This window comes from Flavobacterium oncorhynchi (genome assembly GCF_002217355.1).
Lineage (GTDB): Bacteria > Bacteroidota > Bacteroidia > Flavobacteriales > Flavobacteriaceae > Flavobacterium > Flavobacterium oncorhynchi.
Genome location: NZ_MUHA01000030.1, coordinates 55610 through 78313, shown reverse-complemented (window position 1 = coordinate 78313; position 22704 = coordinate 55610). Strand labels below are relative to the sequence as shown.

Sequence of the window (22704 nt, the reverse complement as noted above, 5' to 3'; positions counted from 1 at the left end):
GCTCTGAGCGAAGTCGAAGAGCGCAACGCTATCATATGAGAAATAATCTAAAATCTACATTCTAAAATCTAAAATCATTATTTAAGTCCTTCTTTAATGGTTTGAACAAAAGCTTCAACCGGTTGTGCGCCAGAAACAGCATATTTTCTATCAAAAACAAAAAACGGAACTCCTTGTACGCCAATTTGGTTGGCTTCATGTATGTCAGAATGAACATCGTTTAAATAAAGATTTTCATTTTCAACAACTTCTTTAACTTCATCTGAGTTTAAACCTGCTTTTGTTCCTAGTTCAATTAGAGTTTGAGCATCGTTTAAATCTCGTCCTTCTGTAAAATAAGCCTTGAAGAAGATTTCTTCCATTTTATCGCCAAGATTATTCTTTTTTGCCAAATGAATAATTCTATGCGCTGTTAGAGAGTTTGAGATAATTGCTTTATCAAAATGATAATCTAAGCCAACACTTTTTGCACGCTCTACGACACCTTTATGCATTTCTATAGATTGTTCTACAGAAATACCTTTTCGTTCCGCTAGAAATGTGTAAACATCTTTACCTGATTGTGGTTCAATTGTTGGATCAAGCTGAAAGCTTTTCCATTCAATTTCAATTTCATCATTAGGAAACTGTTCTAAAGCCGTTTCCAATTGTCTTTTTCCGATATAACAAAACGGACACATGATGTCCGACCAAATTTCTATTTTCATATTACAAAAATAAGAAATATTTATTTCTGAGTAAATAATCTCTGTTTGAGACCTAAAGAAAAAGTTTTTTATGTAAAGGAAATAAGTATTTTAGCACAAATAAGTCTGCAAAGATTTATTCATTTATAAACACTGTAATTATTACTATGAAGAAAAAAACATACGGCTTTTTATTGATTCTGCTTTCCATATCATTAAATGCACAAGTAAGAGGTTCTATAGATTTAGGCCTTTATCGGCATACAGATTTTCAAGAATCAGTATATATTCAGGGCGGATTAGGCTTAGAATTTAAGGTTTATAAGTTTTTAAAACCAGAATTAAGTGTTAGTTATTACTACGGAAGACTTGAAGACTATAGTAAATTAGATGATCAGGGAAATATTACGAGCGTATCTACAGCGAACGCTTCAGCTTTAAATTTTGGTTTTACGCCTAAAATATGTATCTCTTGTGGAGAGTATAGTGCAGGAGATGCACTTTTGCAAATTCTGCCTATTTATAACATTTCAAGAATTGAGGCTCAAGGAAATTATACATCAATTAATCAAAATAGTCAGGCTCAAATAAAAACGGAGAAGGAAACTGTAACAGAATGGCAGCGATCAATTGGGATTGGAGTTGGTTTAGATATTATTCTTTCTGATAAAAATTATGACTCTTTGGCTGTTAACTTATATTATACCGGCGTAAATATGGGAAAAGCTTTAGGAAAAGTAGAAAAGAGTGAAACGAGATATGACAGTAGAACTCTAGGATTAGGACTGAATTATTATTTTGGTTTTAAAAAGAAGAAAAACTAGATTTTATAGTAAAACTAAAAAACCGCAGCTCTCAAAAAGAATTGCGGTTTCTAGGTATAAAAAATGGTTGGTTAATAGCGATATTATTTTTTTTTACAATGATATGGCTTTAATTTGAAATTAAAAAAAATCCTTGTAACAAAAAGAAGTTTTGATGTTAACTATTTAACATTACAGGCATTACCAACATAGTAACAGTTTCTCCTTCTTCTAAACCATCAACTGGAGTAAGGATTCCTGCTCTGTTAGGTAATGACATTTCTAACATAATCATGTCTGATTGTAAGTTAGTAAGCATTTCAGTTAAAAAACGCGAGTTAAAACCAATTTGAAGATCATCTCCTTGATAATCACAAGTCAATCTCTCTTCAGCTTTATTTGAGTAATCTATATCTTCTGCAGAAACATTTAATTCAGCTCCAGCAATTTTTAAACGAATTTGGTGCGTCGTTTTATTTGAGAAAATCGCAACACGCTTAACAGAACTTAAAAATAATGAACGATCGATCATTAATTTGTTTGGATTCTCTTTTGGAATTACCGCTTCGTAATTAGGGTATTTTCCATCAATTAAACGACATGTTAAAATATAATTGTCAAATGAGAAAGTTGCATTTGAGTCGTTGTATTCAATTTTTACTTCAGCGTCAGAAGCTCCTAAAATACTCTTTAAAATATTCAAAGGTTTCTTTGGCATAATAAAATCCGCAACTTGAGATGCTTTTACATCAGTACGTGCATATTTTACTAGTTTGTGAGCATCTGTAGCAACAAAAGTTAATCCTTCTGGCGAAAACTGGAAGAAAACTCCAGACATTACCGGACGTAAATCATCGTTTCCAGCAGCAAAAATAGTTTTACTAACAGCAGTTGCTAGAACATCAGCAGGAACTAAAGTTACTGAAGGCTCTTCAAGATTTACAGATTTAGGAAATTCTTCTCCTGCAGCATATGCTAAAGCATATTTTCCTGAGTTAGAGCTGATCTCAACCGTATTGTTATCTTCAACTGTAAAAGTTAAAGGCTGTTCAGGAAATGTTTTTAAAATTTCAAGTAAAAGTTTTGCAGGAACTGCAACGCTTCCTTTACTTGTAGAATCGATTGTTAATGTAGCTGACATTGTCGTTTCAAGATCTGATGCCGAAACTGTCAACTCATTATTATCTAGTTCAAATAAAAAGTTATCTAAAATAGGAAGTGTATTATTGCTGTTAATAACACTGCCTAGAACTTGTAATTGTTTTAATAAGTACGAACTCGATACTATAAATTTCATCGTCTTTTGTTTTATTTTTTGGAGTATTCTTTAGTATTTATATTCTAAAGATACAGATTACAAATATATCGTAAACATTCTTAGTTTTCCAATTTTTTTATCAACATCTATTTACTGTATTTTCTTTTTCTTATAAATGTAAATATAAGCCCAAAAACCAGTAAAATTAGAATTGGAAGTCCGATAGTTATGAATTGTGTTGTGGTGTAATTTTCATAAACTTTTTCTTTATCTAATAATGGCAGCTCTACATCTTTACTTCTAATGTTAATAAGTCCAGTATCGTCAAGCAGGTAATTGATACAATTCATCATAAAATCTTTATTGTCGTAAAGATTTCCAGTTCTTTGATCATAACCCAGTTCAACCGGCATCATGTTTTTGTCTAATTGATTTCTTGCTAAATCTCCATCAGAAATAACAATCATTTTTGTTGGTTTTCCTTTTGCTTGAAATGAATCATCTTTGAATGGTAAAACACGATTTTCAAAAGCAGAATGGAAATTTCCTTCTAATAAAACAGACAAGTTTAAGTATCCTTTATTGATATAATCTTGCGGAGATGTTTTTTCAGCAACAACGTTCAGATTAACTTCAGCTGGAGAACCAATTTGTCTTGAATATTGAGAAGACTGCAATAAAATAGTCTTTTTAATTCCGTTTTTCAAAGTGTCAATTGGATTTGCAAAGTCGAACTTAATACCTCCCAAATGTTTTACAATTGGATGCTCGGAATTAGGGCGGACAAGCGGAGCAAATTTCCAGATAAAATCTTGATACTGCGTTGCACTTCCTTGCTCCCCAGTCGCTAGTTTTATTGGACTTCCTTGCTCATCTTTTACTAAATCAGGATTAATTCTAAATCCGTATTTAAAGAACATATCATTTAAATTCAGATCTCTTGGATAAGCTAAAATTGCACCAGATTGATTGTATAAACTATCCATGTCTGCAGCGACCTGATCGATAAGCCATATCGTTTTACCTCCGTTCATGATGAATTGATCCAAAACCTGTTTTTCTTCATCAGAAAATCTTTCAGTTGGTTTTGAGATTATCGCTAAATCATATTTTTTAAGAGCTGCTAATGTTCCGTTTGGATCTTTAGCAACAGAGTCTAATGTAAAAGGACCAATATAATAGCTTTCTTTAATTTGTCTTAGTAATTTACCAATATGAATTTCAGATAACTCGCCGTTTCCTTTAATAATGGCTACTTTTTTCTGTCTGTCTTTAGTGATTTTATTAATTGCATCCGCAATCGAATATTCTAAATGCTGAATAGAACCAATTACTTTTTGAGTAGTTGAAGCTCCCATTATATTTTTTAATAAAGGAATGTTGACTTCTTTATTATTGTAAACAGCAATTGCCCAAGGAAAAACCATCGCTTGAGATTGTTTTCCTTTGTCATCAACAGTAATGTTTATTGGAGTAAGTCCTTTTTGATATAGCGATTTTACAACATCCATGCTTTCTTCTCCGTTTTCCATTGGATTAACAAATTCAAAAACAATATTGTTGTTGTACGCTTGAAATTCTTCTAATAACTGTTTAGTTTCTTGCTGTAAACGACGAAAATCTGCAGGAAGATCTCCCTGCATATAAATTTTAATAGATAACGGGTTTTTAACTTGTTTTACAATTTGTAAAGAAGTTTTAGATAAAGTGTATCTTTTGTCTTTAGTTAAATCGAAACGATGAAAAAATAAGCTTCCGAGAACATTTAAAACAATTAAAACAAAAATTGTAATGCCTAACGCTTTGAGGTTTTTTTGAGTATATAGCTTCATTACGCTTTAAAAGATTTTAATTGGTAAACGGTAAAGGATAAAAATAGTATAGTGATGCTTAAAAAATAAATAACATCACGGGTATCAATAACGCCTCTGCTTATACTTTTAAAATGATCCTGCATACCAAATGCTGCAATGATGCTTGAAGAACCTGGAAGTAATCCTGCTAAACCTTGAAATCCAAAATAGAAGAAAAAACATAAAAAAACGGCAATGATAAATGCAACGATTTGATTTTCTGAAAGGGTAGAAGTAAAGATTCCGATTGCAGAATAAGAAGCAATTAAAAAAAGTAGTCCAAAGTAAGAACCAACCGTGCTTCCCATGTCAATATTTCCTTCTGGAGAACCTAAACCTGAAATTACTTTTACATAAATGAAAGTAGGGATGATTGCCAGAATAATAAGAATTAGAGAACCAAAGAATTTTCCGTTTACAATCTGCCAAATCGATAGTGGTTTAGTTAAGAGTAATTCTAGTGTTCCTTGTTTCTTTTCGTCAGAGAAACTTCTCATTGTAATGGCTGGAATTAAGAAGATTAAAATCCATGGAGTTAACGTGAAAAATGGAGTCAAATCAGCATAACCAGTATTTAAGATATTATAATCTCCCTCGAAAACCCATAAAAAAAGTCCGTTGCTTATCAGGAAAATGGCAATAACTAAATAGCCGATAGGTGAGCCGAAAAAAGATTTTATTTCTCGTAAAATGATCGATTTCATTTATTTGTGTTTAATTCGTTTGTTTTTTCTTAGTTAAGAATTATTGTTTTTTTATCTTCCTCCAAAAATACTGCTTCCAATGCGTACCATCGTACTGCCGCATTCGATCGCAAGCTTGTAATCGCCAGACATTCCCATAGAAATTGTTGAAAAATCATCTAATTTAGAGGCATCAGAGAATGTATTCTTTTTCTCTTGTATCGAATCAAAAATTGATTTCAAATGAGTGAATTCTTTTTTAATCTGGTTTTGATCTTCTGTAAAAGTAGCCATCCCCATCAATCCTAAAATTCGGATATTTTCTAATTCCTTAAATGCTGAAGATGCTAAAAGCTCATTTAATTCAGCTTCATCCAAACCAAATTTAGATTCTTCTTCGGCTATATAAATCTGAAGAAGACAGTCCATAACTCTATTGTTTTTTAAAGCTTGTTTGTTGATTTCCTGCAACAATTTCAAACTGTCGACACCATGAATCAAACTTACATAAGGTGCCATGAATTTGACTTTATTAGACTGAACATGACCAATCATATGCCATTGAATATCTTTTGGCATTTCTTCCCATTTATCAGTCATTTCCTGAATTTTGTTTTCTCCAAAAATGCGCTGGCCGGCTTCATAAGCCTGCATCAAATCTGAAACAGGTTTTGTTTTTGAAACGGCAACTAGGGTAACGTGTTCAGGTAAACTTGCCGCAATTGTATTTAAATTCGATTGAATCGACATGATAATTCTTTTTTATAAAAACTGCTTAGAGATTTTCTCTGCTTTTTTGCTTTCGCTGTAATCGTAAAAACCCTCACCAGATTTCACTCCTAATTTTCCTGCTCTTACCATATTTACTAATAATGGACAAGGTGCGTATTTTGGATTTTTGAAACCTTCGTACATTACGTTTAAGATAGCAAGACAAACATCAAGACCAATAAAATCAGCTAATTGAAGCGGTCCCATTGGATGTCCCATTCCTAATTTCATTACAGTATCAATTTCATAAACTCCCGCAACTTTATTATACAACGTTTCAATTGCTTCGTTTAGCATTGGCATTAAAATTCTGTTGGCAACAAAACCAGGATAGTCATTTACTTCAACAGGAGTTTTTCCAAGTTTTACAGACAAATCCATGATGATTTTAGTGACTTCATCACTCGTGTTGTATCCACGAATGATTTCGACTAATTTCATAATCGGCACAGGATTCATAAAATGCATTCCAATAACACGTTCAGGATGTGCTACAACAGAACCAATTTGCGTGATTGAAATAGAAGAAGTGTTCGTTGCTAAAATGGTATTGTGGGAGCAAGCTTCGTTTAACTGTTTAAAAATGTTAAGTTTTAATTCTACATTTTCTGTAGCAGCTTCAACAACTAAATCGGCACCAACAACTCCATCTTTAATATCAGTATAGGTAATAATATTAGTAATGGTCTTTGCAACGTCCTCTTGAGTTATAGAACCTTTAGCAAGCATACGGTCTAAATTGGCCGCAATAGTAGCCATTCCTTTATCTAATGATTTTTCTGAAACATCAATTAGTTTTACAACAAAACCACTTTGTGCAAAAGTATGAGCGATTCCGTTACCCATAGTTCCAGCACCAATTACAGCTATCGTTTTCATTTGAATTTTGATATTATATTTATGATTTTAGCCACGAATTCACTATTTGAAGCAAATTACGTGGCTAATTTAAATTTTAAAATTTATTTATATTTTATTTATCGAAACAATCAATTATTTGATATGCGACACGTAAAGCATCAGTTGCTTGTTCAAGTGTTACAACTGGAGTTGTATCTGTTTTGATCGCGTTTGCAAACGATTCTAATTCATCTAGAATTGCGTTGTTGTGTTCAACATCTGGATTTGTGAAATAGATTTGCTTTTTTACACCTTCGGCATTTTGCAAGATCATATCAAAATCTCCTGGGGTTTCTGGTGCATCTTTCATACGGACTACTTCGCATTTTTTTTCTAAAAAGTCAACTGAGATATAAGCGTCTTTTTGGAAAAAACGAGTTTTACGCATGTTTTTCATCGAAATTCTGCTTGCCGTTAAGTTGGCAACACAACCGTTTTCAAATTCAATTCTAGCATTTGCAATATCCGGAGTGTCACTGATTACAGAAACACCGCTTGCATGAATATCTTTTACTTTTGAATTGACAACACTAAGAATTGCATCAATGTCATGAATCATTAAATCCAAAACTACAGGAACATCTGTACCGCGAGGATTAAACTCGGCCAAACGATGTGTTTCGATAAACATTGGGTTTTCGATCATTTCTTTTGTAGCAATAAAAGCGGGATTAAAACGCTCTACATGACCAACTTGTCCTTTTACATTGTATTCTTTGGCTAAAGCAATAATTTCTTCAGCTTCTTCTACAGTATTAGCAATTGGTTTTTCAATAAAGATATGTTTACCAGATTTTATCGCCACTTTTGCACATTTATAGTGTGAAAGTGTTGGTGTTACAATATCGATAACATCGACAGCGTGAATAAGTTTTGCAATTGTGCTGAAGTTTGTATAGCCAAATTCTTTTGAAATTCTTTCGGCATTTTCTTGATTTTCGTCGTAAAATCCAACTAATTCGTATTGGTCAGATTGTTGTAATAAGCGTAAATGTATTTTACCAAGATGACCAGCACCTAAAACTCCTACTTTTAACATGAGAATGTATTTTAAACAAAAATATAATTTATTTGTTTAAAGTGAAAGTTAATGCAATAAAGATTTATCGATTTAATATTTAAAAATCATTATTTTGATTTCCTATTTAGTTTCTTATTTTTGCCAAAATAAAACCTACCCATTTTGAAAGATACTGCCAAACATCAAGGACTTCGTAATCAATTAGTAAGCACTTTAGAACAAAAAGGAATTACTGATAGAGCAGTCTTAGAGGCGATAAAAAAAATTCCAAGACACCTTTTTTTAAATTCAAGTTTTGAAGATTATGCTTATCAAGATAAGGCATTTCCTATAGGCGCGGGGCAAACTATTTCGCAGCCTTACACCGTTGCTTTTCAATCACAGTTATTGGAAGTAAAAAAAGAACACAAAATTCTGGAAATCGGAACTGGTTCTGGTTATCAAACAGCCGTTTTATGTATGCTGGGAGCAAAAGTTTTTAGTGTAGAAAGACAAAACGAATTGTTTAAGAAAACGTCTAATTTATTTCCAAAATTAAATATTCGCCCAAAGCATCTGTCTTTTGGTGATGGTTATAAAGGGTTACCAGGTTACGCTCCTTTTGATAGTATTATTGTTACTGCAGGTGCTCCATTTATTCCGCAGCCATTAATGGCACAATTAAAAATAGGAGGAAGGCTTGTTATTCCGTTAGGCGAAGATGTTCAGATTATGACCTTGTTAATTAGAAAAAACGAAACACAATTTGAAAAGCATGAATTTGGAGAGTTTAGATTTGTTCCTTTATTAGAAGATAAAAATTAGTAAAAAGCCCGATTTGATCGGGCTTTTTTAATTGACTAATGTTATTGCATGAATTAGATTTTCTTTCTCTTTTTGAAGAATATAATTGATAAAGACTGACTTATCATTTTTATTCTGAGCTGATTCTAATGTTGCTAAATAATTGTTTATCTCTTCGTCATTTCCTTTTATTACTGCAAAAACAAAACTGCTTTTTAATAGAATCCAGTTCATTAAAAGATTTGCAATTTGAATATTTCCATTTTCAAAAGGACAGATCGACATTATTTTAAGATGCGCTTCAGTGGCTAATAATAAAGGATGCATATTGCTTTTATTGGTTTCATACCAATTAAAAAACAAATTCATTTCCTTAATAATTATTGGGTCCTCTTTATATTTTCCTGAATTTTCGACTTTAATTCCTCTAAAAATTAGATTATGAACCGCAAGAAGATCTTTCTCTGATATTGGAAGTTTCTTCTGGTTTATATCTTTTATATAGCCAATTGCATCATTAAGATTTACAGCCTCAAGATGTTCCTGCATGGTTTTACCGGGAATCATTAAACCTTCATTTATTACAGCTTTAGTTTCCTGAAATGTCAAAGAATTTCTATTCATTTTATTAATCTCTGAAATGAATTCAAGTTCCAGAATTTTAGAAATTCTATGCAGATCAAAATGCTGAAAAGATAATATCTTATTTTTTAATGCCTCAATTTCGTCTAATAAAGATTTTATAGACGGGAAAGTTTCAGGATTTAGTTTTTTATTATTGTTTTGAATTTCCTGTTCTGCTAAAAGTAAAGCTTTCAAGGCAAACTCTTCGTTTCCAATTTCATAAAGAATTTTTTCTTTTAACCACGCAATCATCAAAGTTTCGTAATCAATCTCTAAAAGATTAGCTAGTTTTGAAATTTGTTCTTTTGTAGGTTTTCGCGTTCCAGATTCAAATTTGCTAATTAAAGCCTGATCAATGCCAAGAAGTTGAGCCACCTCGCGAGTTTTTAATTCTTTTTCTTCTCGTGCATTTTTTAAAAGTGATTTCATGTAAATGAAATTTTAAGTCTTGACAAAAATAGTCATTTTTTTAATCGTAAAAAAAGCAACATTTAATTGTTGCTTTTTTAAAGTGTCTTTTATTTAGGAGGAAGAGAACCGTCTTTTCTCATTTCTTTGACAACTGCCTGCATAATTGCATCTACTGTTTGTCCTAAATCTGTTACGTAATCAGACTTTGTGGTTCCTGTCCAGATTAACTTGTTTTCCTTTAATGAAAAAATATTGGTTTCGACCATGTAAGATGTTGTTTCTTGATAATATCCAGGATCGTAGAAATTTGGCGAATACATTCCGTACCAATTTCCAAAACCATAACCATACATTCCACTGTACAAGCCATCAAAACCGCCATAATACATTCCTGTGTAAGTTCCTGGAACGTAATTAGTTTCTTTTTCCGTACTAACCAATCGCATAGTTACAACACCATCAAAATTTTCGTCTTGTAAAATTTTTAATTTTTGTTCCTGCGAAAGCTGTTTAGTTGTTTCGTTTAAATACTGATAAGAAGTTTTAAAAATAGGATTACTGGCAGCAATTCTGTTCTCTGCAACTCTTCTAGAAGCTTCATCTTTAACTAATGCAACAACTAAAACTTTTTTAAATTGTTCTTGAGCTACAGTTATTTTTGGATCTCTCCAACTGTTAACAATAGAGGTATTACTGCCGCAGCTTGAAAGTGACAGAATAACGAGTAACATAATTAAGTGCTTTTTCATGTGGTATAGTTATATTGTTTGTAGTAAAAATAACTATAAAAAACTAATAATAAAGCAGATTAAAAATAAAAATAAAGTTTAGTTGTACGCTTTTTTAATACGGTCTAAGTCGCGTTTTGTATCTTGTTCTTTTAACGATTCACGTTTGTCGTAATTCTTTTTTCCTTTGCAGAGACCTATTTGCAGCTTAGCAAGACCTTTTTCATTAGTAAATAATTTTAAAGGTACAATTGTAAGACCTTTTGCTTGAACACTTTTATGCAGTGTTTTAAGTTCCTTTTTATTCAAAAGAAGTTTTCGTTCGCTGCGTGATTTGTGGTTAAACTGATTTCCAAAAGAATATTCTTCAATGTAAGTATTGATGGCAAAAAGTTCAAGGTTATTAAACTCGCAAAAGCTTTCTGTAATATTAGCTTTTCCTAATCGGATAGATTTAATTTCGGTTCCTGTCAAGACAATTCCCGCCACATAAGTATCGATTATTTCATAATCAAACCTAGCTCTTTTATTAAGTATATTGACTGATTTTAACATAAGTGCAAATGTAAACAAAATTGAAAAACTTTACTGCAATCTAAAATAAATAAAGATTTCTTTTAAACAATGATTTTAATCAGTTTTAAGGAAAAAACTTACTCATAAGTTTGCTTCATAATTTAAAAACACTATTAAAAATGAAGAAAATTTTAACTATCGCAACCATTGTATTATTTGGATTATCAGTAAAAGCACAAGATGCTAGTCAAGGGTTAAAAGGAGCTTGGTTTGCAACCTCACAATTTGGTTATCAACAGACAAAAAGTGGAGATACAAAAGGCACAAATCTTACTGTACTGCCTATTGTAGGAACATTTATTACACCATCTATCGCAGTTGGAGCAGGATTGGGTTACATTAATATTAAATCAGAAACAGATGTTAAAACTGCTGCAAACACAAACTTATTTGTTATTCAGCCATTAGCTAGAAAATACTGGAATGTAGCCGGGTCTCTATATTTCTTTGGACAATTAGCTTTACCTGTTATTACAGGAAAAGAAAAAGAAAGTAACTTAAAAGTAAATCAAGTTGGATTATCTGTATCAGGAGGTTTTGATTATTTTGTAACTAAAAACTTCTCAGTTGAGTTTTCTTATGATTTAGCAAACTTTACTTCTACAACTCTAAAACCAGAAAACGGTGAGAAAACAACGGTTACAAATTTTGGATTAGCTCATGTTGCAAATGTTGATTCTTACTATAATACAGCATTAGCCGGAAGCGCACCAAACTTAACAACTCCACTTTCTGTTGGATTTAAATTTGTATTCTAATTATATTGAATTGTTTTAAATCAATTTATTAGTTTTGTAAAAAAGAAAGACCGTGCTTTTTTAAGTACGGTCTTTTTATTGTTGTTTTAAAATATATAGAAATGCAAAATAAATCTAAAGATCCGCTGCACGGTATTACACTTCAAAACATTCTAGAAATTCTAGTAGATTTTTATGGATTTGATACTTTGGCTGAATTGATTCCAATAAAATGTTTCAGTTCTAATCCGAGTATAAAATCAAGCCTTACTTTTTTAAGAAAAACAGATTGGGCTCGAAAAAAAGTAGAAGATTTGTATATAAAAACGCTTCCTAAACTTTCAAATTAATTATAATTTATAAGAAATCATTACGCCGCCTCGATAAGGAAGCCATTCTCCACTTTTGTTCCAATGTTGTGCTTTTTCGTATCGACCAGGAGTCCCATCATTATAATATCCATGATAAAAACCTTGGTGCCATCCACCTCCTGCAAAAATATCAAGTAAAAACTTATCGCTTAATTTTAGATTGTATCCTACAGTAACTCCAAAACGGTAACCAAATCCGTGCTCATATTTATTAGTATCCCAATAATTCCATTTTTGAAGGTCGTACATATCGGCACCTGCATGTCCGCCTACATAAAAACCATTGTATTTTTCTTTAAAATGGTAACGAACCTCTGGTGTAAAAGTGTAAAATTTCATTGGGCTGTGACCATTAAAAGACTCCCAAAAAGAAGCCATAACATCAAAGCTGAAAGTAGTCTTCTCGCCAAGGCTGGTTTCTACACCAATGTTTGGAACAGCTAATAACGCTGTTGCAGCATTGAACTTAATAAAAGTTTGACTTTGAGATTGAATCGATAAGAGAAGAACGGCTAAAAAAAGTATTTTTTTCATGGTAATTTTTAAGATCAATAGGGCTTAATTTATTTTCGGCACAAATATAACGTAATAGATCATTGACTATTGCGCAATATGTTGCTTTTAACAAGAATTAATTTTTGTAAAAAAAACGTTTAAAAGCTATTTGTTTAATATTGAATATATTACTCTGTCTAGAAAAACACCCTCATAAAAATCAGCTTCTTTTAAATGTGCTTCTTTAACAAAACCGCATTTTTGTAATACTCGTTCAGAAGCAATATTTTCAGGATCGATTACTGCTTCGATAGAGTGGAGCTTAAGATCTTCAAAGCCAAATTGAACCAGTCTGTTTACAGCTTCAGAAACTATTCCTTTTCCATGAAATTCAGGATGTAGTATGTAGCCAATTTCTGAACGATAATTTTCAAATTGAGTACGGTAAAAGCCTATAATGCCAAGTAGTTTTGGGTTGTCATTTAAAGTAATTGCCCAATTGATTCCTGTGTTGGTTGCGATTTTATCTTCAATCTGTGAAATGAGCTCTAGCGCATCATCGTTACTTTTTGCCAGTGGTCTCGGAATATATTTCATAGTTTCAGGATTCGAACGTATTTCGAAAACCTCATTAACATCCTCATTTGTAAGTCTTCTTAAAACTAAACGGTCAGTTTCAATTATGGGAAAAGGGTGAAAATTAAATTCTAACATTTTTTATAAAATTTTTATACTGAATTTTGAGTGAAATATTTGATCTGCATCTAAAAGTACGATGCCTTCTTTTTGATATAAGTCTCCAGAATTATCTGCTGTGTCTGAATAACCAAACCAAGGTTCAATACAAACAAACGGCGCTTGATCCTTCGTCCAGATTCCTAAACTTGGAAAATCTTCGAAATCAACCTCAATATAAGGTTTCTCATTTTCTAGAATAGTTATTGATTTTGAATCTAACTTTTTGAAAACCAAAGCGTCATTTTCAAAAAGTTTGTAATTTAATCGAACTAAATTATCTGAAGTTTTTAAAACCTCTGTTTTGTTAGAAATTAAATCATTTTCTAAAAGATTAAATTTCAAGACTTCTTCTTTTTCAAATTTAAAAGAATAGTTTTCAAAATTTTCAGGCAAAGCAATTGCTGGATGCGCGCCAATCGAGAATGGCATTTTTCTGTCGCTTTTATTAATTACAATATATTCAATATTCAAGGATGTTTTTTCAAGTGAATAAATCAGCTGCAGTTCAAACTCGAAAGGATATTTTTTTAAAGTTTCATTGTTTGATTCTAAAGAAAACACAGCGCTGTTCTCTGTTTTTTCAATCAATTGAAATTCCATATCTCTTGCAAAACCATGTCTAGACAATTGATACTCTTTTTGATCAAGAATATAAGTATTGTTTTTTAATGTTCCTACGATTGGGAAAAGAATAGGAGAGTGTTTGCCCCAGAAACTAGGATTGCCTTCCCATATATATTCTTTTTCTTGATTATTCTTTAAAGAAAATAATTCTGCTCCTGCATGATTAATAGAAGCTTTAAGTATTGAGTTTGAGATGATTGTGTTCAAGGGAGTAATGTTGAATAAAATTAAACTTAATCTTTATGTAAATGTATTTTATAAAATTCGTTTTTTTAAGAAAAAACCGTAAAATATTTTTTCTGATAAAATTTTGCTAAAATTAAATTTAGACATGTGGTTTTCTCTGTAAATAGCTTTTTTTTTCATTAATTTGTTGCATAAACAGCAAAAAAATATGAAAATACAATCTTCGAAAGCCTTTCTAACCATGGCTTTATTTGTTGGGATTTCTTCTGTTTGGGCACAACAAACGCCTGCAACGACAGCAACAAATCCTGTTAATAATTACAATTATCATGATGCATTTGGGCCGAATTTTTATACCAAAAACGGCACTCCAACCCGTTCAGCAAGTGGTCAGCCCGGAGTTGAATACTGGCAAAATAGAGCTGACTATCAAATTACTGCTAAGTTAAACGGTACTACAAACGAAATTGTTGGTACAGATGAAATTACATATACCAACAATAGCCCTGATAAATTATCATTTGTTTGGTTAAATTTAGATCAAAACTTATTTAAAGAAGATTCTAGAGGAAATGCTGTTGTGCCTTTAACAGGAAGTCGTAATGGTGCTCAAGGTCAGATTTTTGAAGGAGGAAATAAAATTAAATCTGTAAAAGTAATTACTGGAGGAAAGAAACCAACTACTGTTGATGCAAAATATGTAGTTACCGATACCAGAATGCAAGTGTTTCTTCCAGAAGCATTAGCATCAAAAGGTGGAACAGTAAAAATTAAGATTGAGTTTTCATTCATTTCTCCTTTTGAAGGATCAGACAGAATGGGAGTTTTAGAAACTAAAAACGGTAAAATTTTTACCATCGCACAATGGTATCCTCGTATGTGTGTTTATGATGATGTAAAAGGCTGGAATACTGCGCCTTATTTAGGAGCTTCTGAGTTTTATTTGGAATACGGGAATTTTGATGTAAAACTTACTGTACCAGCGAATCATTATGTTGTAGGTTCAGGAGAACTATTAAATGGAGCTGAAGTTTTATCAGCTGATCAGTTTAAGCGTTATAAAGAAGCGTCTTTAAGTGACAAAACAGTTACTATTCGATCTGCCGACGAAGTTACAGCAGCTGCTAATAAAAATGCTGCGGGTGAAAAAACATGGCATTTTCAAATTAAAAATGCTCGTGATTTTTCTTGGGCTTCTTCTCCTGCTTTTATTTTAGATGGTGCGAAAATTAATTTACCAAGTGGTAAAAAAGCATTAGCATTATCAGCTTATCCTATAGAAAGTGCTGGTAAAGATGCTTACGGACGTTCGACTGAATATGTAAAAGCATCAATTGAACATTACTCCAAACAATGGTTCGAATATCCTTATCCAGCAGCAACAAACGTTGCAGGGAATGAAGGCGGAATGGAATATCCGGGAATTGTTTTTTGTAGCTGGGAATCGAAAGGACAAGATTTGTGGGGAGTCACAGATCATGAATTCGGGCATATTTGGTTTCCTATGATTGTTGGGTCAAACGAAAGATTATTCGGTTGGATGGATGAAGGATTTAATACTTTTATAAATTCATTAAGTACAGCGGCATTTAATAATGGTGAATATAAAGAAGAACCAACAGATTTTCATAAAAGAGCAGAATCATTTACACGTACAGATTTAGAAACTGTAATGAGTTCTCCTGATAATATGAAAGAAGCAAATATTGGTATGTTGTGTTATTTTAAACCAAGTTCGGCTTTAATTATCTTAAGAGAGCAAGTATTAGGAAAAGAACGTTTTGATAATGCTTTCCGTACTTATATACAACGTTGGGCGTACAAACATCCGCAGCCAGATGACTTTTTTAGATCAATGGAAAATGTTGCTGGTGAAGATTTAAGCTGGTTTTGGAGAAGCTGGTTTGTAAACAATTGGAGATTTGATCAAGGAATTAATTCAATTAAATACATCAAAAACGATCCTTCAAAAGGAGTTGCAATTACTGTTGAAAACTTCGATAAAATGCCAATGCCTATTATTCTAGATGTAAAAACAAAAAGCGGTAAAGTTTCAAGAGTACAATTACCAGTAGAAGTTTGGCAGCGTAATACTGTTTGGACGTTTAAACATAATTCTACAGAAGAAATTGAGAGTATTACACTTGATCCAGAACATCTTTTCCCAGATAATAACGATGCAAATAATGTTTGGACAGCAGGAAAAGGTATAATTGAGAAAGATGTGATTTTGGATAGTTATTTAGGGAATTTTTCAACAAGCAGAGCGCCGTTAAAACTTATTTTTAGCGAAAAAAACAGCGCCCTAAATGTTGAAATCACCAACTATCCTAAATTTCCTTTAACGGCTGTTGAAAATGAAAAAGATACATTTCAGTCTACTGGTGCGGGAGTAAAATTTAAATTTAACGAAGCTCGAACAGCGGTTGATATGACACTTTTAGCTAACGGACAAGTAATACCGTTTACTAAGAACTAAAAAATAAAGAAATTAAAACGTTAAAAACCCGATAGTTAATTAAAACTATCGGGTTTTTGTTTTTATGTGTTTTAACATTGAGATAAAAAAATGTTATATTTTTAAAATTTTGTTTTGTGAATTAAATTTTTATGTACTTTTGCGTCGATGAATAAAATAAGTTTACATATAACTTCTTTGTCACGGACAAACTCACTTAGTACTTCTCCCGAAGTACGGATACTATCTATATAGTATTCACTGAGTTTTTAGCCGTATATTTATTCATACTCCCTTTTCATTTTGAAATTACATAATTTGTCCATTGGACAAACATATCCTAAAAGTATTTATTATTTTGTAAATTTTCTTAATCAATATTTTGATTTTGAGAATGTTACTTCTATTTTGCTTAATTTTATTGGATTCAATTCTGAATTTCAAACCAAACAGTATGCTTTAATTTTTAACTCTAACTTCAATTATTGAAATGAAGATCTCTATTGTTGTTACTCAGGAAGAACACTTCAAATTCGCACAAGAAATCTGCGATACGATAGAATCATCGGCCTTGTTAAGAGGCACGGGGATAGCTAAAAGAACTCCCGAGTATATTCAGAAAAAAATGTCGAATGGTGATGCAATGATTGCTCTGGCAGACGGGAAATTTGCAGGTTTTTGTTATATCGAAAGCTGGCAGCACGGAAAATTCGTAGCACATTCTGGTTTAATTGTTCATCCTGATTATAGAAGTTTAGGATTGGCAAAAAAAATCAAATCTAAAGTTTTTGATTATTCGTTACAAAGATATCCAGATGCTAAAATATTTGGTATTACAACTGGTTTAGCTGTAATGAAAATCAATTCGGATTTAGGCTACAAACCAGTTCCATTCTCAGAATTAACAACTGATCCTAGTTTTTGGGCAGGCTGTAAAACCTGTACCAACTATCAAATTTTACAAAGTAAAGAAAACAAAATGTGTTTATGCACTGGTATGTTGTATGACCCAAAGGAAAAACAAAAAATACCGCCAAAACACCCTTTTAACGAAAAAGTTCTTAATAGACTGAGAACCATTAAACAAGCCTTATTTTTAAAAAAGTAACATTATGAAAAAAGTAGTATTAGCTTATAGCGGAGGATTAGACACCTCTTATTGTTTGAAATATTTAAAGAACGAAAAAGGATACGAAGTTCATACTGTACTTGTTGATACAGGAGGGTTTGATGCAGAAGAATTATCAGCTATAGAAAAAAGAGCATACGAATTAGGAAGTGCACAACACGCAAACCTTACAATCGTGGACAAATATTATGATAAAGCTATAAAATATTTGATTTTCGGAAATGTATTAAAAAACAATACATACCCGTTATCAGTAAGTGCAGAACGTGTTTTCCAGGCAATTGAAGCGATTAAATACGCTAAAAAAGTTGGGGCAAGCGCTATCGCTCACGGAAGTACAGGTGCAGGAAATGATCAAATTCGTTTTGATTTAATTTTCCAAACTATTGCTCCGGAAATCGAAATCATTACGCCAATTAGAGATTTAAAATTGTCAAGACAAGAAGAAGTGGATTATTTAGCTCAAAACGGAGTTCACTATTCTTGGGAAAAAGCACAATATTCTATCAATAAAGGACTTTGGGGAACAAGTGTTGGAGGAAAAGAAACTTTAACTTCAAGTCAGCCATTGCCAAGTGAAGCGTATCCGTCTCAATTAAAAAAAGAAGGTGAAGAAAAAGTGACTTTACATTTTGAACAAGGAGAATTGGTTGGTATCAATGGAAAAACGGATAAGCCATCTAATAATATTGTAGAACTTGAAAAACTTGCAAATGCTTACGCAATTGGTAGAGATATTCACGTTGGAGATACGATTATCGGAATTAAAGGAAGAGTTGGTTTTGAAGCAGCAGCTCCGTTAATTATCATCAAAGCGCACCATTTATTAGAGAAACATACTCTTGGAAAATGGCAGCAATACTGGAAAGAACAATTAGGAAACTGGTACGGAATGTTATTCCATGAAGGTCAATTCCTGGATCCAGTTATGAGAAACATCGAAACTTTCTTGCAAGACACTCAAAAAACAGTAAACGGAACGGTTACAGTTTCATTAAAACCATATCATTTCTCACTTGACGGAATCGAATCTAAAAACGATTTGATGAACACAGGTTTTGGTCAATACGGAGAAATGAACAATGCATGGACATCTGACGATGCAAAAGGATTTATCAAAATTCTTGGAAATGCACAAAACATATTTTCATCTGTAAATCAATTAGATCATGATTAATGTCGGAATTATTGGTGGTTCAGGCTACACGGCCGGAGAACTCATCAGAATTTTAATGTATCACCCAAAAGTAAACATTGATTTTGTTTACAGCACAACAAACGCTGGCAAACCGCTTTCTTTAGCGCACCACGATTTGATGGGCGATATTGAAATGAATTTTACAGCTGAAATCAATCCAAATGTGAATGTTGTTTTCTTGTGTTTAGGTCACGGAAAATCGATTTCATTTTTGAAAGAAAATCAGTTTGCTAGTCACACCAAAATCATTGATTTAGGAAATGATTTCAGATTGAATAAAGACGCGCATTTCGAAGGAAAAGATTTTGTTTACGGATTGCCTGAGATCAATAAATCCGAAATCAAAAAAGCAAATTATATCGCAAATCCAGGTTGTTTCGCAACGGCTATTCAATTGGCTTTATTGCCTTTAGCAGAACACAATCTGTTGAATAATGATGTACATATTAATGCAACTACAGGAAGTACAGGAGCAGGAGTAAGTCTCTCAGAAACTTCTCATTTCAGCTGGAGAAACAATAATATGTCGCATTACAAAGCTTTTGAACACCAGCATTTAGGTGAGATTTCAGAAAGCTTAGTTCAGTTGCAAGACGATTTTGACAGCGAATTGCTTTTTATTCCGAACAGAGGAGATTTCCCAAGAGGAATTTTTGCAACGCTTTATACATTATGTGATGATAGTTTGGAACAATTGGTTGCTAAATATGAAGAGTTCTATAAAAACGAGCCTTTCGTAACCATTACGACAACAAACATCAACATGAAACAAGTGGTGCAGACGAATAAATGTATCATTAGTTTATTGAAAAAAGGAAACCGGGTTCTCATAACATCAATTATAGATAACTTAACCAAAGGTGCTTCAGGACAAGCGATTCAAAACATGAATTTAATGTTCGGATTAGAAGAAACTACAGGTTTGCATTTGAAACCAAGCGGATTTTAGTAAAAAAGGTTATGAGTTAAATGTTAAGCGTTTTTTAACGTCTGTATTTAAAAACTTCTAACTCATAACCAGTGAACTTTTTTCAAGCTTAAAAGTTCTAAGTTAAGTGTGAAACGTATCGCATTGAACTTTTAACTTTTAACAAATAACCTTTTAACTTTAAAAAAGAAATGAACTTATTCAACGTTTACCCATTATACAACATAACTCCAGTAAAAGCAGTAGATTGTACAATCATTGATGACAAGGGAGTAGAATATTTAGATTTATATAGCGGACATGGTGTGATTTCTATTGGACACACACAGCCGGATTATGTAGCAAAACTTAAAAATCAATTGGATCATTTAGGTTTTTATTCGAATGCGATTCAGAATCCTTTACAGGTGGAATTGGCACAGAAATTAGGAAAGCTTTCTGGTCTTGAAGATTACGAATTGTTTTTATGCAGTTCTGGAGCTGAAGCCAATGAAAATGCTTTAAAATTAGCTTCTTTCCATAACGGAAAATCAAGAGTTGTGGCTTTTGATAATTCTTTCCACGGAAGAACTTCTGCAGCCGTTGCCGTTACTGACAACAAAAAAATTGTTGCGCCAATCAACGCACAACAAGTAGTCACTTTTTTACCACTTAACCAAATTGAATTAGTTGAAGCGGAATTAGCTAAAGGCGATGTTACAGCAGTAATTATCGAAGGAATTCAAGGAGTTGGAGGTTTAGACCAAGGAACAACCGAATTTTTTCAGGCTCTAGAAAAAGCATGTAAAAAACACGATGTTGTTTTGATTTTAGATGAAGTACAATCAGGATACGGAAGAAGCGGAAAATTCTTCGCATTCCAGCATCACAAAATCAACGCTGATATTATCTCAGTTGCAAAAGGAATGGGTAATGGATTCCCGGTTGGAGCTATTTTAATCTCTCCAAAATTCGAAGCAAGTTTCGGCTTATTAGGAACTACTTTCGGCGGAAGCCATTTATCTTGTGCAGCTGGAATTGCAGTTTTAGATGTAATTGAAAAATTAGATTTACAGAAAAATGTAAATGAAGTTTATGAATATTTCCTAGAAAAAATTAAAGAAGTTGACGGAATTAAACAAGTAAAAGGAAAAGGATTAATGCTTGGAGTAGAGTTTGATTTTGATGTAGCAGCTTTAAGAAAGAAATTAATCATCGAAAAACACATTTTTACAGGAAGTGCCAACAATAAAAATCTATTAAGAATTTTACCGCCATTAACTGTGAAAAAAGCAGATATAGATACGTTTGTAAAAGCGTTAAAAGAAAGTTTGGAAGAACTATAATGTTAATTCGTTTAATCGTTTAACTGTTTAATCGATTAAACGAAATAACGATTACACGATTAAACAAATTAACCAATTAAACCAAAAAAATGAATCCATTATCAATTGAAAAACGCAATGCGGTTTTGCGGACTATGGCAAAGCTGGTCGAGCAGGAGCGGAATGAGATAATCCTAACTAATCAGGAAGATCTTGCCGATTATAACGGCTCAGATTTAGCAATGGAGGAGCGCTTAAAAGTAGATGATAAAAAAGTTGATGAAATGATTTTATCATTAAATCAATTAACTTCACAGGAAGATCCTGTTGGCGTTGAGCGTTTTCACTTTACTCATGATAATGGAATTAAAGTTATAAATAAAACTGCGGCTTTTGGAACGATTTTAATTATTTACGAATCTCGTCCTGATGTTACAATCGAAGCGGGCGGAATCGCTTTTAAATCTGGAAATAAAATTTTATTGAAAGGAGGAAAAGAGTCTTTAAAATCAAATTTGAAAATCGTAAGTCTTTGGCACAAAGCTTTAGAAGAAAATGGAGTTTCAAAAGATTGGGTTGAATATCTGAATTATAACAGAATAGAAACTCAGGCATTTTTAGAAAAACCAACTCAAAAAGTTGATTTAATTGTTCCAAGAGGAGGCGAAAAGCTAATTGAGTTTGTAAAAGCGCATGCCACTTGTCCCGTAATTGTAAGCGGACGCGGAAACAATTTCGTTTATGTTCATGAAAAAGCAGATACCGATTTGGCTTTAAAAGTAATTTTAAATGCTAAAACTGCTAAAATTTCGGCTTGTAATGCTTTAGATAAAGTTTTAATCGATTCAAAACTTCCCAATTTTGAAGGTTTCACAGCAATGCTGATTGAAGCTTTGATAGAAGCAAAAGTGGAAGTTATCGTTGATAAGACCTTAGAGAATTTTGAAAACACGAAAATACTTCAAAATGAAGATATTTGGTATGAAGAATTCCTGGATTATAAAATCGTAATCGGAACCATCGATTCTCAGGATTATGCAATTGACAAGATCAATAAATACTGCGGAGGACATTCAGCAGCAATTATTACAAGAGATAACGAAGCTGCACAGCAATTTATGGAAGCAGTAGATGCTGCTGCAGTTTACCAAAATGCATCAACTCGTTTTACAGACGGCGGGCAATTTGGTTTAGGCGGAGAATTAGCAATAAGTACTGATAAACTCCACCAAAGAGGCCCAATTGGTTTACAGCATTTAGTAACTAATAAATGGTACGTTTACGGAGAAGGACAGATTAGATAGTTAGACTTTCTTAGATTGTTAGACTTCTTAGAATTTTAGATTGATGATTAACGATTTTTGATTTCAGATTTCTTTGAAAATTGGAATTTATTTAAAGATAAAGCTTTGCGAACTTAGCGTTTTGTAAACACAAAC

Annotated in this window: 23 protein-coding genes; 10 read left to right on the top strand and 13 right to left on the bottom strand. The window is 32.4% G+C overall.

All coding sequences use genetic code 11. The annotated features are described in order from the left end of the window. Positions 1-77: 77 nt before the first annotated feature. Complete coding sequence (locus tag B0A75_RS18975; protein WP_089055836.1) at positions 78-707, bottom strand: DsbA family oxidoreductase; 630 nt, start codon at positions 705-707, stop codon at positions 78-80. Between the two features lie 146 nt (positions 708-853). Here B0A75_RS18975 and B0A75_RS18970 point away from each other — a divergent pair, with 146 nt between their 5' ends. Further along, a complete protein-coding gene (locus tag B0A75_RS18970) occupies positions 854-1510 on the top strand; it encodes a hypothetical protein (RefSeq protein WP_089055835.1) in 657 nt (218 codons plus the stop codon). A gap of 157 nt (positions 1511-1667) precedes the next feature. Here B0A75_RS18970 and dnaN read toward each other — a convergent pair whose 3' ends face one another. From dnaN to B0A75_RS18940, 6 genes are all read right to left on the bottom strand, one after another. Beyond that, positions 1668-2786: a DNA polymerase III subunit beta gene (gene dnaN, locus B0A75_RS18965; RefSeq protein WP_089055834.1), complete on the bottom strand. Its 1119-nt coding sequence runs from the start codon at positions 2784-2786 to the stop codon at positions 1668-1670. Between the two features lie 107 nt (positions 2787-2893). Further along, complete coding sequence (gene gldG, locus B0A75_RS18960) at positions 2894-4579, bottom strand: gliding motility-associated ABC transporter substrate-binding protein GldG (protein ID WP_089055833.1); 1686 nt, start codon at positions 4577-4579, stop codon at positions 2894-2896. Continuing rightward, on the bottom strand, positions 4579-5304 hold the full coding sequence (gldF, locus tag B0A75_RS18955) for a gliding motility-associated ABC transporter permease subunit GldF (protein ID WP_089055832.1): 726 nt from the start codon (positions 5302-5304) through the stop codon (positions 4579-4581). Before gldF ends, gldG begins: the two co-directional genes overlap by 1 nt. 51 nt (positions 5305-5355) lie before the next feature. Beyond that, positions 5356-6033, bottom strand: a complete 678-nt coding sequence (locus B0A75_RS18950; RefSeq protein ID WP_089055831.1) for a YggS family pyridoxal phosphate-dependent enzyme — start codon at positions 6031-6033, stop codon at positions 5356-5358. A gap of 12 nt (positions 6034-6045) precedes the next feature. Continuing rightward, a complete protein-coding gene (locus tag B0A75_RS18945; protein ID WP_089055830.1) occupies positions 6046-6933 on the bottom strand; it encodes a 3-hydroxyacyl-CoA dehydrogenase family protein in 888 nt (295 codons plus the stop codon). Between the two features lie 94 nt (positions 6934-7027). Further along, entirely contained in the window at positions 7028-7993 is a 966-nt protein-coding gene (locus B0A75_RS18940) for a Gfo/Idh/MocA family protein (RefSeq protein WP_089055829.1), read from the bottom strand. A 144-nt stretch (positions 7994-8137) separates the two neighbouring features. Here B0A75_RS18940 and B0A75_RS18935 point away from each other — a divergent pair, with 144 nt between their 5' ends. After that, on the top strand, positions 8138-8779 hold the full coding sequence (locus B0A75_RS18935; protein ID WP_089055828.1) for a protein-L-isoaspartate(D-aspartate) O-methyltransferase: 642 nt from the start codon (positions 8138-8140) through the stop codon (positions 8777-8779). Between the two features lie 27 nt (positions 8780-8806). Here B0A75_RS18935 and B0A75_RS18930 read toward each other — a convergent pair whose 3' ends face one another. The 3 genes from B0A75_RS18930 to smpB all read right to left on the bottom strand — a co-directional run bounded on the left by B0A75_RS18930 (position 8807) and on the right by smpB (position 11076). Further along, positions 8807-9811, bottom strand: a complete 1005-nt coding sequence (locus tag B0A75_RS18930) for a helix-turn-helix domain-containing protein (RefSeq protein ID WP_089055827.1) — start codon at positions 9809-9811, stop codon at positions 8807-8809. 89 nt (positions 9812-9900) lie between these two features. Further along, a complete protein-coding gene (locus B0A75_RS18925; protein WP_089055826.1) occupies positions 9901-10542 on the bottom strand; it encodes a DUF4136 domain-containing protein in 642 nt (213 codons plus the stop codon). Between the two features lie 78 nt (positions 10543-10620). Further along, the gene (gene smpB / locus B0A75_RS18920; RefSeq protein WP_089055825.1) at positions 10621-11076 is read right to left on the bottom strand and encodes an SsrA-binding protein SmpB; all 456 of its coding nucleotides are present in this window, start codon (positions 11074-11076) and stop codon (positions 10621-10623) included. Positions 11077-11216: 140 nt separating this feature from the next. Between smpB and B0A75_RS18915 the strand changes: the two genes are divergently transcribed. Together B0A75_RS18915 and B0A75_RS18910 are read left to right on the top strand one after the other, a co-directional pair. Beyond that, positions 11217-11855, top strand: coding sequence for an outer membrane beta-barrel protein (locus B0A75_RS18915; protein ID WP_089055824.1), 639 nt, complete (start codon positions 11217-11219; stop codon positions 11853-11855). A 101-nt stretch (positions 11856-11956) separates the two neighbouring features. Then, complete coding sequence (locus tag B0A75_RS18910) at positions 11957-12184, top strand: VF530 family protein (protein WP_089055823.1); 228 nt, start codon at positions 11957-11959, stop codon at positions 12182-12184. Here the strand turns inward: B0A75_RS18910 and B0A75_RS18905 are convergent, their stop codons facing one another. The 3 genes from B0A75_RS18905 to B0A75_RS18895 all read right to left on the bottom strand — a co-directional run bounded on the left by B0A75_RS18905 (position 12185) and on the right by B0A75_RS18895 (position 14269). Then, a complete protein-coding gene (locus tag B0A75_RS18905) occupies positions 12185-12739 on the bottom strand; it encodes a DUF3575 domain-containing protein (protein ID WP_089055847.1) in 555 nt (184 codons plus the stop codon). Positions 12740-12865: 126 nt separating this feature from the next. After that, positions 12866-13414, bottom strand: coding sequence for a GNAT family N-acetyltransferase (locus B0A75_RS18900; RefSeq protein WP_089055822.1), 549 nt, complete (start codon positions 13412-13414; stop codon positions 12866-12868). Positions 13415-13417: 3 nt separating this feature from the next. Continuing rightward, positions 13418-14269 (bottom strand): aldose 1-epimerase family protein, encoded by an 852-nt coding sequence (locus B0A75_RS18895; RefSeq protein ID WP_089055821.1) that lies wholly within the window; start codon positions 14267-14269, stop codon positions 13418-13420. Positions 14270-14456: 187 nt separating this feature from the next. On the opposite strand from B0A75_RS18895, the gene B0A75_RS18890 reads away from it, so the two are divergent. The 6 genes from B0A75_RS18890 to B0A75_RS18865 all read left to right on the top strand — a co-directional run bounded on the left by B0A75_RS18890 (position 14457) and on the right by B0A75_RS18865 (position 22569). Further along, positions 14457-16727, top strand: a complete 2271-nt coding sequence (locus tag B0A75_RS18890; protein WP_089055820.1) for a M1 family metallopeptidase — start codon at positions 14457-14459, stop codon at positions 16725-16727. Positions 16728-17196: 469 nt separating this feature from the next. Beyond that, positions 17197-17814, top strand: a complete 618-nt coding sequence (locus B0A75_RS18885) for a GNAT family N-acetyltransferase (RefSeq protein ID WP_089055819.1) — start codon at positions 17197-17199, stop codon at positions 17812-17814. A 4-nt stretch (positions 17815-17818) separates the two neighbouring features. Further along, complete coding sequence (locus B0A75_RS18880) at positions 17819-19012, top strand: argininosuccinate synthase (protein ID WP_089055818.1); 1194 nt, start codon at positions 17819-17821, stop codon at positions 19010-19012. After that, on the top strand, positions 19005-19982 hold the full coding sequence (argC, locus tag B0A75_RS18875; protein WP_089055817.1) for an N-acetyl-gamma-glutamyl-phosphate reductase: 978 nt from the start codon (positions 19005-19007) through the stop codon (positions 19980-19982). Before B0A75_RS18880 ends, argC begins: the two co-directional genes overlap by 8 nt. Before the next feature lie 170 nt (positions 19983-20152). Then, positions 20153-21286 carry an aspartate aminotransferase family protein gene (locus tag B0A75_RS18870; RefSeq protein WP_089055816.1) on the top strand — a complete coding sequence of 378 codons (1134 nt, stop codon included), beginning with the start codon at positions 20153-20155 and terminating at the stop codon, positions 21284-21286. An 89-nt stretch (positions 21287-21375) separates the two neighbouring features. Next, positions 21376-22569 (top strand): glutamate-5-semialdehyde dehydrogenase, encoded by a 1194-nt coding sequence (locus B0A75_RS18865; RefSeq protein ID WP_089055815.1) that lies wholly within the window; start codon positions 21376-21378, stop codon positions 22567-22569. Positions 22570-22704 lie beyond the last annotated feature (135 nt).

Bases quoted from the DNA above. Each gene is read 5' to 3' on its own strand.
- B0A75_RS18975 (WP_089055836.1), bottom strand. From the start codon at position 707: ATGAAAATAGAAATTTGGTCGGACATCATGTGTCCGTTTTGTTATATC.
- B0A75_RS18970 (WP_089055835.1), top strand. From the start codon at position 854: ATGAAGAAAAAAACATACGGCTTTTTATTGATTCTGCTTTCCATATCA.
- dnaN (WP_089055834.1), bottom strand. From the start codon at position 2,786: ATGAAATTTATAGTATCGAGTTCGTACTTATTAAAACAATTACAAGTT.
- gldG (WP_089055833.1), bottom strand. From the start codon at position 4,579: ATGAAGCTATATACTCAAAAAAACCTCAAAGCGTTAGGCATTACAATT.
- gldF (WP_089055832.1), bottom strand. From the start codon at position 5,304: ATGAAATCGATCATTTTACGAGAAATAAAATCTTTTTTCGGCTCACCT.
- B0A75_RS18950 (WP_089055831.1), bottom strand. From the start codon at position 6,033: ATGTCGATTCAATCGAATTTAAATACAATTGCGGCAAGTTTACCTGAA.
- B0A75_RS18945 (WP_089055830.1), bottom strand. From the start codon at position 6,933: ATGAAAACGATAGCTGTAATTGGTGCTGGAACTATGGGTAACGGAATC.
- B0A75_RS18940 (WP_089055829.1), bottom strand. From the start codon at position 7,993: ATGTTAAAAGTAGGAGTTTTAGGTGCTGGTCATCTTGGTAAAATACAT.
- B0A75_RS18930 (WP_089055827.1), bottom strand. From the start codon at position 9,811: ATGAAATCACTTTTAAAAAATGCACGAGAAGAAAAAGAATTAAAAACT.
- B0A75_RS18925 (WP_089055826.1), bottom strand. From the start codon at position 10,542: ATGAAAAAGCACTTAATTATGTTACTCGTTATTCTGTCACTTTCAAGC.
- smpB (WP_089055825.1), bottom strand. From the start codon at position 11,076: ATGTTAAAATCAGTCAATATACTTAATAAAAGAGCTAGGTTTGATTAT.
- B0A75_RS18915 (WP_089055824.1), top strand. From the start codon at position 11,217: ATGAAGAAAATTTTAACTATCGCAACCATTGTATTATTTGGATTATCA.
- B0A75_RS18910 (WP_089055823.1), top strand. From the start codon at position 11,957: ATGCAAAATAAATCTAAAGATCCGCTGCACGGTATTACACTTCAAAAC.
- B0A75_RS18905 (WP_089055847.1), bottom strand. From the start codon at position 12,739: ATGAAAAAAATACTTTTTTTAGCCGTTCTTCTCTTATCGATTCAATCT.
- B0A75_RS18900 (WP_089055822.1), bottom strand. From the start codon at position 13,414: ATGTTAGAATTTAATTTTCACCCTTTTCCCATAATTGAAACTGACCGT.
- B0A75_RS18890 (WP_089055820.1), top strand. From the start codon at position 14,457: ATGAAAATACAATCTTCGAAAGCCTTTCTAACCATGGCTTTATTTGTT.
- B0A75_RS18885 (WP_089055819.1), top strand. From the start codon at position 17,197: ATGAAGATCTCTATTGTTGTTACTCAGGAAGAACACTTCAAATTCGCA.
- B0A75_RS18880 (WP_089055818.1), top strand. From the start codon at position 17,819: ATGAAAAAAGTAGTATTAGCTTATAGCGGAGGATTAGACACCTCTTAT.
- argC (WP_089055817.1), top strand. From the start codon at position 19,005: ATGATTAATGTCGGAATTATTGGTGGTTCAGGCTACACGGCCGGAGAA.
- B0A75_RS18870 (WP_089055816.1), top strand. From the start codon at position 20,153: ATGAACTTATTCAACGTTTACCCATTATACAACATAACTCCAGTAAAA.
- B0A75_RS18865 (WP_089055815.1), top strand. From the start codon at position 21,376: ATGAATCCATTATCAATTGAAAAACGCAATGCGGTTTTGCGGACTATG.